This is a genomic window from Metabacillus arenae (assembly GCF_014773385.1).
GTDB classification, from domain to species: Bacteria; Bacillota; Bacilli; order Bacillales; family Bacillaceae; genus Metabacillus_D; species Metabacillus_D arenae.
This window is the reverse complement of record NZ_JACXAI010000068.1, coordinates 1-8,791: the sequence shown is the minus strand read 5'-3', so window position 1 is coordinate 8,791 and position 8,791 is coordinate 1. Positions and strand designations below refer to the sequence as shown.

Sequence of the window (8,791 nt, the reverse complement as noted above, 5' to 3'; positions counted from 1 at the left end):
GACATAACCCTTCAGTTTCAGAGACCTAAAACTGCCTGACCTTTACCGAAATTGTGTGACCACATTTCATTTGAATCAGGAACATTTCGCACCCATTAAAGCGCCCTTTTCTTGAAGACTCGATATCAAGATAATATTAAAGGCATAGGGATCCCTTTTTGTTACAAAAGACTAGGTAGAAAAGTGAATAATGTAGCAATACCTAAACTAATACAAAAATCAGTTTTCCATGTCGTTTTAGCAAATGGGCTCCACTTCACTTTTCCTAACAATGAAAATATTCTTGCGATGATAAACATAATTAAAAATACTCCAATCCAAGCTACGAGGATCGGCATTGTATAAGTTATATAAGTAGGACCCATATTGTCATCACCTTTAATTTCAATTAATTCAAGCTAAATATCCGATAAAACCGAACCAAAATAAATAAAACTCATAGTTAAAAATACAAATCCAAATGTCGTTATAGCTTTAGGTAATTTACCATAAAAATAAATTAATGCTAATCCTATTAAGATATGAATGATAGCAAAAAGAATAATACTCACTTGCTTTACCTCAATATAATTAAGAGATATTGAACCAATCATAAATACGATATTGGAATTCTGAAAACCAAATATTGAAATAAGTCATTTTATCGAAGTAGAGTAATATACCAATTATTATCATGATTACTCCACCTATTTTCATTAATGTTTGTGAATGCTTTAAAATATTTTTTTTTTTGCTAATAAAAAAAGCCATGATAATAAAAGGTACACAAAACCCGAGAGAATATGCTGTTACATTCACAAATGTCTCGGATGGATTAGGGTTCATAAAGTTTGCATACATTATAGAGCTAAAAATCGGTCCAATACAGGGAGTCCAACCGGCTGAAAAACCCAATCCAATAATTAAAGAATTTAAATAACCTACATTTTTCTTTTTTTGGTGAATACGAGTATCTTTAAGCATGAATTTAGGTTGAATAATTTCTAACATAAAAAGCCCCATTAATACGATAAAAATAGCCCCTAACATTCTAATAAGGTCTTGATAATTCATAAAAAGTGAACCGATCCCACTAAATGAAAAACCTAATATGTAGTAAATAGTCGAGAAGCCAATTGAAAAAAATACAGAATGCAGCAAAATATTCTTTTTATCGAAATTGGTTTTTTCACCTTTTAATTCGTTCAGAGACATACCAGTTATGTATGAAACAAATGATGGATATAACGGCAAACAACAAGGGTACAAAGGCTAATAATCCACCCAAAAAAGCTAAGATAAAAGTTACATTTTCCATTTAATCCCTCCTATTACACTATACATCACTAAAGTAAGTTAGGATGAATAAAAAATGAACGTTTAACAAAATTTTCAAGGAAAACTTTGGCTTTTTCAACTATTTTCCCTTTTGTTTATTTCAAATTCAGCATTTAACTCAATTTTTGCTACAAAAAAAGACGTTTACCTTATTACGGATAAGCGCCCTTTTCTGGAGCAACTCTATTGACATTAAACGTTTCTTGATTTTTGTTTTTTTTCATAGTAACCCCTCAATATACGAATCGTTTCCGTACCCCTTATAATCACATAAAACACCGTCCAGTTAACCTAGACGGTGTTTTTAACAGTTGTTTAAATTTGAATATTCACTCATAATTAAAGTTTTTTAAAGTAATCATCAACATTAACTTCAGTAATTTTACTAACGGCTGGTGGTCCTGATAATGTTGGTAATAACTCGAAATTAGGTACTATAACTTTATATAATTCTTCGTATAAGTCAATTAACTTATTACCATAATTTATAGCCTTATTATAAACATCTTGAAGGCTTATTACTGTATCTAATCGTAAATAATCAATTGCCCTAAATTCTTCACCGTTAATAAAATTTATGTCCACAAGGTATGCATTTTTGAAGCTATCTACGGTCTCATTCATTTTTGTTACAATGTGACAGACTACTTCATCAGGATTTGTTGCATCTGTAGCATAATTAGTAACTTGTAGAGATTTATTTTCCTTTTTTAAATCTATTGTTGAATTTCCTATATTCACATTGAATTTCTCAACTTTTTCTCTTAACTCGTCAAACACTATAGTATTATTATGTTTCATTTGATTAGCTAACGTTCTAAAAGATTTAAAAAGGATATTATTATACCACCAAAAAGTTACTCTATTTTGAAGCTTCATCAACAGGCTGCTTGGAAATATTGATTACAATTCTTCCCCGTTTGAGGTAATCACTTTTTGGTACCAAGCAAATGAGTCTTTTTTAGAACGGTTCAACGTTCCGTTTCCTTCATCATCTTGGTCAACATAGATGAAGCCGTAGCGTTTTGACATTTCAGATGTTGACATGCTGACAAGGTCAATAGGCCCCCAAGCAGTATAACCCATAAGATGAACGCCATCCTTAACAGCTTCCTTCATTTGCTCAATATGCTTTTTCAAGTAATCAATACGGTACGTATCATGGATTGAACCATCTTCCTCGACTTTATCATAAGCACCAAGACCATTTTCTACTATAAATAATGGTTTGCCGTAACGGTTATGGAAATCACGTAGAGTGACACGCAGTCCTTTAGGGTCGATTTGCCAGCCCCAGTCGGAAGTTTCAAGGTATTCATTTTTCACTGCTCCCTCAATCATGTTACCTGCCACTTGTTCACGCTCTCCCTGTGTTGTGACAGATATGGACATATAGTAGCTGAATGAGATGAAGTCAACTGGATATTGTTTTAGAATCTCGTCATCACCAATTTCCTTATTAATTGAAACATTATTTTCAGCAAAGTAACGGTACATAAATGCAGGGTATTCACCGTTTACATGGACATCCGTAAAGAATAAGTTCAAATCGTTTTGACGTTGTGCTTCAAGGATATCATCTGGATGATTTGTTACTGGATATGTTTGCATACGGGCAAGCATACAGCCGACTTGAGATTCAGGAATGATTTCATGTGCCAATTTTGTAGCAAGGGCACTTGCTACAAATTGGTGATGTGCTGCTTGGTAAGCGATTTGGTCCTTCGTTTTTTCTGGCAGTTGACCAACCAAGATACCGCCGCCTGTGTATGGACTATGTGTGATAACATTGATTTCATTAAAAGTCAGCCAGTATTTCACTTTGTTTTTGTAGCGCTTAAATACTGTTTCTGCATATTTCGTATAAAAGCCGATTAATTCGCGGCTGTACCAGCCATTGTATTTTCTAGTAAGAGCAAGCGGAGTTTCGTAATGTGACAGCGTCACCAGCGGCTCAATGTCGTATTTTTTTAGTTCATCAAAGACATTGTCGTAAAACTGCAGACCTGCCTCATTCGGCTCTGCGTCATCACCATTTGGGAAAATACGTGCCCAGTTAATAGAAAGACGGAATACTTTAAATCCAAGCTCTGCAAATAGGGCAATATCTTCCTTATAACGGTGATAAAAGTCAATGCCATCTCGCTTTGGATAACGGTCATTTATTTTTTCGGCAAGTACATCTTCAATATACTCGGCTGTAACGTCCATCGCAAATCCCAAGCCACGTTTTTCTTTTGGAATCCACGGAACCATATCTGCAGTTGAAAGACCTTTTCCATCAAGATTATAAGCACCCTCTACTTGGTTTGCGGCCGTTGCGCCGCCCCATAAAAATCCTGGTTGAAATCCTGTTATTGCTTTACTCAAATTCTCCACTTCCTTTTCTGAAATTTGGAATGTTTGGAGAGCACTGCTCTGCACTCTCCAAAACGGTTACTTTATAAGTGTTAATACCTGTTCCCCTTCAAAAATTGGACCTGATTGATTAATGGCTAAGACGTCAAGGTACTCAGACGTATTTGTCACAATCATCATCGTAACTGTTTGTAAATTTTCTTTTCGAATTGCTTCACGATCAAATTCAATCAGTGTCTGCCCCACTTCAATGCGGTCACCTTCCTTGACGAGACCTTTGAAATGCTTCCCTTTTAATGAGACTGTATCAATACCGACATGAATCAAAATTTCTTCGCCATTGTCCCCTTTGATACCGACTGCATGCTGTGAATCCGGGAGCACCATAATTGAACCTGAAACAGGAGCAACTACCCGATTTTCATCTGGCTCAATGGCAATACCTTTCCCCATAATTTCTTGTGCAAAAGTTGGATCTGATACTTCTGCTAAAGGTACAATTGTTCCTTTTAATGGAGATTGGACAATGACTTGCTTACCAGTTGCTGCTGGTTTTTTCTCCACTGTTTTGTCAGCTGCTTGTGCATCATTTTCAGCTGCCGGTTTTGCTGCTCCAGCCCCATCCTCTGGAAGATCTTCAAATCCGAGGATAAGAACCATGATAAACGGAAGCATAATACTAAGGGCAAAGAAGATAATAGCAACAATTAAGCTACCCATCGCACCACTTGGATCTGCAAATGCAGGAATGGTGAAAATGCCGAGCAGACCGCTCATCGTAAATGTTTTAAAACCATACCATCCTGCAAAAGCTCCAAGAATACCACTTGAAATCATCGCGTAAATAAGCGGTTTTTTCAACTTCATATTAACCCCATACATCGCAGGTTCAGTAATACCGACAATCGCTGAAATACCAGCTGAAACAGCCAGCTGTTTCAATTGTTTATTTTTCGTACGTACCGCTACACCAAAGGCAGCTCCACCTTGCGCCAAATTACTAATAAACATCATAGGTGAAATGATATTATCGTAGCCAAATTGTGATAAGTTCTGGATCGCGATTGGAACGAAGGCATAATGCATGCCTGTCATGATAATGATTGGCATTAAACCAGCCATTAATAGTCCTCCAACAGGACCAGCATGTTCAAATAACCAAGCAAAAATGCCTGAAAGCATGTTCCCGATGTTTGTTCCAAGCGGACCTATCAGCCAAAATGTCAATGGCATGACAATGAGCAAAGCAATCATCGGTGAAAACATCAATGAAACAGCAGATGGGACAAACTTTTTCACAAATTCATATACATACTTGAGCAGGATGACGCTCAGGATAATTGGAATGACACTTGAAGCATAATTGATAATCGGAATATTGATAATACCCAAGCCAAATAGGTCAAACCCTTGTACTTGTCCTCCTGCTGCCAACTCATTATAGGCGTTAATAAAGGTTGGATACATGAGTGTACCGGCAACAGTAAGTGCTAAATATTCATTCGTACGAATTTTCCTTGCTGATGATACCGCTAGGAAGAATGGCATGAAATAAAAGACGCTATCACCAATCGCATTCAAGACCTGGTATGTGTCTCCTTCAGTTGTAAGCCAACCTAATGTTACAAATAAGGCGATAAAACCTTTTAAAAGACCAGCACCTGCAAGGGCAGGTAAAATAGGTGTGAATATACCTGAGATAAAATCCATAACCAGCGAGACAACCCCTTGTTTCTCGCCTTTCCTTTCACTTCCTGATGATCCGCCAACAAGCGGCTCAACTTCAGCAAACACATCTGCAACTTTATTTCCAATAATGACTTGGAATTGATCCCCTGAAAACTGCGCTCCCATGACACCATTGATTTTTTTAATGTCCTCTACTTGCACTTTCTCTTTATCATTCACATTGAATCGCAGACGGGTAACACAATGCCAAGCCTGATTCACGTTTTCTCGGCCGCCGATTTTCTCAACCACCTGTTTTGCTGTTTCTTTATGTGAAGCCATTTTAACTCCCCCTTTTTTCTATTGACTGGGTCCAAACCTTTAAGCACATTTTAAATTCTTAAACATTTTCACGAAATAAATTTCCTTCATTGCTACTAATCCTTTCTTTTTTTGCAAAAAAAATACCCAAACAGAGACAAGTGTTTTGCACTTGGTCCGTTTAGGTAATGCCTGATTAACATCAGTAACAATCCACAAGGATGCTATTCATTTTTTTGGCGGTTCGTCACACGCCAGACATGCAATGTCAAATACAGTTTTTCATTCACAGTGAGCGTCCAGCCATATTTTTGCTTCAGTAGCGCCGAGACCTTTTCGACTGCTTGGTATGCTTTTTCATACTTTGTTTTGACAACTTCCAAAAGCGTCATATCCATTTCTTCTCCATCAGCAGAGTCTTGCTTGAACTGACGAATAAAGAAATAACGCAAATGAGTAATAAAGCGAGTATAGTTTAACGATTCTTCATCAAGCTTAAGTTGAAAATGGTATTGTACAATTTCAATGATGCGGTTGATCACTTCCGTCATTTTCAGTGTCTCATCGATTTTCGTCTTTTTTGCCTGCTGTCCGTTGACGAAGTGATAGGTTAAAAAGGTTTCCTCGCTTTTAGGGAGCAGCACATCAAGACGGTCAAAAACAAGACGAATAGCATCTTGAGCCGCCATATATTCTTTCGGGTACAAATTTTTAACTTCCCAGCGATTCGTATCCCCGTAATCAATATGTTCATTGGCTCGCTTGACCGCAAAATTCAAATGGTCGGCAAGCGTTAAATAAATATTATTATTAAAAGTAGTACCGAGTTGAGCTTCCGCATTCTTAATAATTTCCACAGAAACATCCAAAACCTCAGAATCCATTTCATCCAACACTTGCATTAATGGTTTTCGGGCAGTTGACTGCTCGGCTACAAACTTGCGGCGAATGTTAGACTCATCAATCGGATCACCCTTTTTCTTTTGGTAACCGATCCCTGTCCCCATTACAATCCACTCAAGCCCAGAGGAATCTTCAACTAAAGCCACGTTATTATTATAAGCTTTAATGTATTTCACAGGACTTTCCTCCATATCCTAAAACACAAAAATGCCATCTTAAAAATACGAAAGTGTATTTTTAACACGGTAATGCCTGATCGAATCAGTAACAATCCATTTATAATTAAGTAAGAATAATATACCACGATATGAAAACGATGTCAAATGGTAAGATGTGAACAAACATAGTCCATTTCTCTATATACATCTGTCCTTTTGCCCTAAAAAGGTTCCTATTGCAACAGAAGATATTTAGTTGCTTAATATTTTCTGTATGGAATTTTGGAAAGCATTTTTCGTAAAGGGAGGTAATACATCTTGATTGAAAAGTAAAACTTTTTTCCACATCTGCTATTACTTCTTCATTTAAACTGCCCTCTTTATCATAATGATAAGTATTTCAAAATTCCCTATTTTTTATCAATCACTTATTCAAGAATCTGGCCCTTATATGTAGTATGATTTTTGACCGTATTCATCGTTAATAGCGATACAAAAACAGCATATTTTCTATCTTTGTTTTCTTATTATATTGAGTAAGTAATTATAGTTTTCAACGTAAACAACGATAGGACTTTACTTGGAGGGGTGGGTATGATAGGCTTGCATGCCTGATGAAACAACGGCTTCAGCCTTTCAAGACCAATCATGCCCACAGAGGCTCCAAGTCAAGTCCTTAAACGCCTTTCTATGGTTACATGTAAACAATGATAAAAGGTGCACCATATCAAGGATTTGAAACGGATACTATATATAAGCGCCCGATTGTTGAATAGTATGCCTGGCGTTTTTTAAACAACTTTATTGTTACTATTAACAGCATCAACTTTATAAATGTTGTCATAAATAGTATTTATAGAAATTCAATACTTAAGTCAAATTATGAAACTAAAAAAACACCGACATTAAGGGAGTTTTTTAGTTTTAAATGCTCCATTATTTTTCTTTCCAAAAATCCTCTAATTCTGATTCAGAAAACCAAGTTTCAGGGTGTTCTACTATGTCATACTGAGCTTTTCTTCTTGTTCCAACGGCTGTTCCAAACCACCATTGTTTTCGTATAAATCTTTTTTCTTTAATTGTTCTATTACCTGGTCTCTATATGGTATATCAAAACTTATTTTAAACCTTACTTTTTTGTGAGGATCATATTTAACGTTGCTTTTTATAGCGTTATCACTCTCATTTCTCCATGCGTGTTTTAATAATCTAAAATAATCGTGGTATTCTTCTCTTCCGATTTCATTTATTTTTGTAAAATGAGATATTAATTCCTCCATCTGCGCTTTAGTAGCTATGCTATATGTCCGCGCGATATGATGGAAACTATGGCAAAATCTGCAGATCAATTCCAATCCTTTTAATTCGCAAATTCCATTTTCAATGTCATAAGATTCAATTTCATGAACATGAAGTTGTTTCCGTTCACTTTCGACTGGTTTGTAACCACATATAGAGCATTTAAAATCATATTTAGATAAGATCTCAAGCCTTATTTTCTTTAGCCACAAATTTTGTGAGATATTTTTCCTTACCGTTTTTCCATGAAAAAGCCCAGGCTTCACATCTATTTTTAGTTTTAGATTTTCATATTTTTCTAATCTATCTTTATAGGTTTTCGAATCGTACCAATACAAAAGCCTACTGGCTTTCTCTTTTGCAGATCCACTTTTAGGAACACCTATCCATGAACAGTATTTTTCTAATTCTGCTTTTCTACCTTTTTTTGTTAAAGATTCCATATTTTCATTTTTAAGTTTTTCTAATAAGAATTTTTCATTGTCAGTCATTCTTTTCACTCCTCCAATGTCGCTTTTTTTGTCAAATATGAGAATTACGCAATCCTTATTAAAGAATTGTGCTCGTTTGTGGAATATTAGAAAATACGAAAAAGCTGTAAAAATGGCATCTCAGTTATTTTACTAAAGCACCCTTTGAACAATATCACTTTATTTTAGTTTTAAAACACCCTTAAACGACCACCTGCTAAAGCAGGTGGATTTTGACATAAATGTCGACGACTAAAGTCGTTAACTAAGACTGAAGTCATCTGAAAGACCTTAAGC

General features: G+C 35.8%; 7 protein-coding genes. All 7 read right to left on the bottom strand.

Annotated features, from left to right (window positions below):
- Nucleotides 1-161: 161 nt before the first annotated feature.
- Nucleotides 162-365, bottom strand: a complete 204-nt coding sequence (locus IC621_RS25880; RefSeq protein WP_191162896.1) for a hypothetical protein — start codon at nucleotides 363-365, stop codon at nucleotides 162-164.
- A gap of 205 nt (nucleotides 366-570) precedes the next feature.
- Nucleotides 571-1,194 carry a cytochrome c biogenesis CcdA family protein gene (locus IC621_RS25875; RefSeq protein WP_318153125.1) on the bottom strand — a complete coding sequence of 208 codons (624 nt, stop codon included), beginning with the start codon at nucleotides 1,192-1,194 and terminating at the stop codon, nucleotides 571-573.
- A gap of 462 nt (nucleotides 1,195-1,656) precedes the next feature.
- Nucleotides 1,657-2,196: a hypothetical protein gene (locus IC621_RS25870; protein WP_191162894.1), complete on the bottom strand. Its 540-nt coding sequence runs from the start codon at nucleotides 2,194-2,196 to the stop codon at nucleotides 1,657-1,659.
- A 24-nt stretch (nucleotides 2,197-2,220) separates the two neighbouring features.
- Nucleotides 2,221-3,687: a glycoside hydrolase family 1 protein gene (locus IC621_RS25865; RefSeq protein ID WP_191162892.1), complete on the bottom strand. Its 1,467-nt coding sequence runs from the start codon at nucleotides 3,685-3,687 to the stop codon at nucleotides 2,221-2,223.
- Between the two features lie 66 nt (nucleotides 3,688-3,753).
- A complete protein-coding gene (locus IC621_RS25860) occupies nucleotides 3,754-5,685 on the bottom strand; it encodes a beta-glucoside-specific PTS transporter subunit IIABC (RefSeq protein ID WP_191162890.1) in 1,932 nt (643 codons plus the stop codon).
- A 203-nt stretch (nucleotides 5,686-5,888) separates the two neighbouring features.
- Nucleotides 5,889-6,743, bottom strand: a complete 855-nt coding sequence (locus tag IC621_RS25855) for a PRD domain-containing protein (RefSeq protein WP_191162888.1) — start codon at nucleotides 6,741-6,743, stop codon at nucleotides 5,889-5,891.
- 980 nt (nucleotides 6,744-7,723) lie between these two features.
- Complete coding sequence (locus tag IC621_RS25850) at nucleotides 7,724-8,515, bottom strand: hypothetical protein (protein WP_191162887.1); 792 nt, start codon at nucleotides 8,513-8,515, stop codon at nucleotides 7,724-7,726.
- Nucleotides 8,516-8,791 lie beyond the last annotated feature (276 nt).

Coding starts and splice junctions, on each gene's coding strand:
- IC621_RS25860 (WP_191162890.1), bottom strand. CDS start 5,685: ATGGCTTCACATAAAGAAACAGCAAAACAGGTGGTTGAGAAAATCGGC.
- IC621_RS25850 (WP_191162887.1), bottom strand. CDS start 8,515: ATGACTGACAATGAAAAATTCTTATTAGAAAAACTTAAAAATGAAAAT.
- IC621_RS25880 (WP_191162896.1), bottom strand. CDS start 365: ATGGGTCCTACTTATATAACTTATACAATGCCGATCCTCGTAGCTTGG.
- IC621_RS25870 (WP_191162894.1), bottom strand. CDS start 2,196: ATGAAGCTTCAAAATAGAGTAACTTTTTGGTGGTATAATAATATCCTT.
- IC621_RS25875 (WP_318153125.1), bottom strand. CDS start 1,194: ATGTCTCTGAACGAATTAAAAGGTGAAAAAACCAATTTCGATAAAAAG.